This window comes from Rhizobium altiplani (assembly GCF_001542405.1).
In the GTDB taxonomy this organism is placed as follows: domain Bacteria; phylum Pseudomonadota; class Alphaproteobacteria; order Rhizobiales; family Rhizobiaceae; genus Rhizobium; species Rhizobium altiplani.
This window is the reverse complement of sequence record NZ_LNCD01000007.1, coordinates 1-3,706: the sequence shown is the minus strand read 5'-3', so window position 1 is coordinate 3,706 and position 3,706 is coordinate 1. Positions and strand designations below refer to the sequence as shown.

The 3,706-nt window shown below is 53.0% G+C and carries 2 rRNA genes; both read right to left on the bottom strand.

From position 1 onward, the window contains the following. Window positions 1-139 precede the first annotated feature (139 nt). Window positions 140-254, bottom strand: a 5S ribosomal RNA gene (gene rrf, locus AS026_RS01850). Between the two features lie 109 nt (window positions 255-363). Further along, window positions 364-3,267 (bottom strand): 23S ribosomal RNA (locus AS026_RS01845). Window positions 3,268-3,706: the final 439 nt, after the last annotated feature.

The window sequence follows — 3,706 nt, the reverse complement described above, 5'->3', positions numbered from 1 at the left end:
ATTATAGCAGAAAGGCCGCTTTGTGGGCGGCCCTTTTGATCGGCTTGGGGCCGTTTTCGTGATGAGAAGATTATCTTTGTTTCACATGCAGCTTTCGACTGTCTTCGACATTCGGCGCATGTGTTGTTGCGTTTAGCAGACCTGGCAGCGACCGACTCTCCCGCGTCTTAAGACGAAGTACCATAGGCGCTGGGGCGTTTCACGGCCGTGTTCGGAATGGGAACGGGTGCAGCCGCCCCGCCATAACCACCAGGTCAGCGAAGCGCAACAAATGAGAAGCTGGTGCAGTTTTCACTGCGTTTGAACACGTCTTGCATCATCTCCCGACACGTCTGTGTCGCAGATGAGCATTGATCAATGAGAACGATCAAGCCAATCGAGCTATTAGTACCGGTAAGCTTCACACATTGCTGCGCTTCCACACCCGGCCTATCAACGTGGTCGTCTTCCACGGCTCTGATAGGGAATACTCGTTTTCAGGTTGGTTTCCCGCTTAGATGCCTTCAGCGGTTATCCATTCCATATGTAGCTACCCTGCTATGCCCTTGGCAGGACAACAGGTCCACCAGAGATATGTCCATCCCGGTCCTCTCGTACTAGGGACAGATCCTGTCAATATTCCTACACCCACGGCAGATAGGGACCGAACTGTCTCACGACGTTCTGAACCCAACTCACGTACCGCTTTAAATGGCGAACAGCCATACCCTTGGGACCTGCTCCAGCCCCAGGATGCGATGAGTCGACATCGAGGTGCCAAACAACCCCGTCGATATGGACTCTTGGGGGTCATCAGCCTGTTATCCCCGGCGTACCTTTTATCCGTTGAGCGATGGCCCTTCCACACGGGACCACCGGATCACTATGACCGACTTTCGTCTCTGCTCGACTTGTCAGTCTCGCAGTCAGGCGGGCTTATGCCATTGCACTCGACGACCGATTTCCGACCGGTCTGAGCCCACCATCGCGCGCCTCCGTTACTCTTTCGGAGGCGACCGCCCCAGTCAAACTACCCACCATACACTGTCCCGGATCCGGATAACGGACCGCGGTTAGACATCCATGACGATAAGGGTGGTATTTCAAGGATGGCTCCACAGAAACTGGCGTCCCTGCTTCAAAGCCTACCACCTATCCTACACATGCCGACACGAATGCCAGTGTAAAGCTATAGTAAAGGTGCACGGGGTCTTTCCGTCTGACCGCAGGAACCCCGCATCTTCACGGGGAATTCAATTTCACTGAGTCTATGTTGGAGACAGCGGGGAAGTCGTTACGCCATTCGTGCAGGTCGGAACTTACCCGACAAGGAATTTCGCTACCTTAGGACCGTTATAGTTACGGCCGCCGTTTACTGGGGCTTCGATTCAAAGCTTGCACCTCTCCTCTTAACCTTCCAGCACCGGGCAGGCGTCAGACCCTATACGTCGTCTTGCGACTTCGCAGAGCCCTGTGTTTTTGATAAACAGTCGCTACCCCCTGGTCTGTGCCACCCCACTTCACTTGCGTAAAATGGGGTCACGCTTCTTCCGAAGTTACGCGTGCAATTTGCCGAGTTCCTTCAACATAGTTCTCTCAAGCGCCTTGGTATACTCTACCTGACCACCTGTGTCGGTTTCGGGTACGGTCTATACGGTGGAGCTATTTCCTGGAACCGCGTCCCTGCAAGATCAATCCAATAAGACCTCACAAGTTGAGCAATCCGTCACTACCACCAGGCCCACGAATATTAACGTGGTTCCCATCGACTACGCGTGTCCGCCTCGTCTTAGGGGCCGGCTAACCCTGCTCAGATTAACTTTAAGCAGGAACCCTTGGTCTTTCGGCGAGAGGGTCTCTCACCCTCTTTATCGTTACTCATGTCAACATTCGCACTTCCGATACCTCCAGGAGCCCTCACGGGTCTCCCTTCATCAGCTTACGGAACGCTCCGCTACCACGTGTATTGCTACACATCCTCAGCTTCGGTGCATGGCTTCAGCCCCGTTACATTTTCGGCGCAAAGACCCTTATTTAGACCAGTGAGCTGTTACGCTTTCTTTAAATGATGGCTGCTTCTAAGCCAACATCCTGGTTGTTTTGGGATCCTCACATCCTTTCCCACTTAGCCATGACTTGGGGACCTTAGCTGGAGGTTAGGGTTGTTGCCCTTTTCACGACGGACGTTAGCACCCGCCGTGTGTCTGCCGACTAGTACTCCTGGGTATTCGGAGTTTGGTTAGGATCAGTAAGACGGTGAGTCCCCATAGCCCATCCAGTGCTCTACCCCCCAGGGTATTCGGTCGACGCTCTACCTAAATAGATTTCGCGGAGAACCAGCTATTTCCGAGTTTGATTGGCCTTTCACCCCTAGCCACAAGTCATCCCAATCTATTGCAACAGATGCGGGTTCGGTCCTCCAGTTGGTGTTACCCAACCTTCAACCTGCTCATGGCTAGATCACTCGGTTTCGGGTCTAATGCAACAAACTAAATCGCCCTATTCAGACTCGCTTTCGCTTCGCCTACACCTACCGGCTTAAGCTTGCTTGTTACACTAAGTCGTTGACCCATTATACAAAAGGTACGCCGTCACCCTTGCGGGCTCCGACTGTTTGTAGGCATCCGGTTTCAGGTTCTATTTCACTCCCCTTGTCGGGGTGCTTTTCACCTTTCCCTCACGGTACTTGTTCGCTATCGGTCATGCACGAGTACTTAGGCTTGGAGAGTGGTCTCCCCATGTTCAGACAGGATTTCTCGTGTCCCGCCCTACTCTAGGACAATCATGCTATCTACGCGTACGGGGCTGTCACCCGCTACGGCCAAACTTTCCAGATTGTTCCGCTTTAAACACAATTGCCACTGGCCTGGTCCGCGTTCGCTCGCCACTACTTGCGGAGTCTCGGTTGATGTCCTTTCCTGCAGGTACTTAGATGTTTCAGTTCCCTGCGTTCGCTTCTTACACCCTATTTTATTCAGGTGCAGATACCTTATCACAATGCTTAGAAACCATTTTGGTTCTTGCGCCGGATGACCGGCGACGCGCGTCTCGCGCTGTATTGGGAAGTTCCCATACAGGCCAGAGGCCGTCGGCGATCGTTCGCCGTAACGTCGAACCGAAGGTTCGACAACCAAAATGATTTTCTAAGCATTTAAGGTGGGTTGCCCCATTCGGAGATCCATGGATCAAAGCTTATTCGCAGCTCCCCACGGCTTTTCGCAGCGTATCACGTCCTTCATCGCCTGTGCATGCCAAGGCATCCACCAAATGCCCTTACGACACTTAATCGTTCTCATTGCCAATGCTCATCATCTCGTTGCCCGCATCCCGAAGGAAACGGCAACAGACCGGGTTACCTTTTACAACCCAGTCAATCCAACAATGCCATCGACGTGTTCGATCCGGTCCCTTTATTGGAGCTACGCCGAGCAGCTCGCTTGGGCCGGATCTTTAAGACCAGCTTCTCGAGATTAAATCCGGTACCGCGCGGTCAGGCAACGGCAATCAGGCCAACCATCAGACAGCACCAAAAGGCACCGAACAATGGTCGATCCTGACGACAGGCTTCCTTCCTACCTCCAGTCCCTCCACCAGATCCGGCCGACTAAGCCATCCTTGGTTTCAACAGAACTGGGCTCGGACATCTCGCGCAATCCATAGGATTGTGCAAAACACCTGGAAGCCTCCAGATCAATCTTCTCTTCACGATATATGCAGAACAGGCATC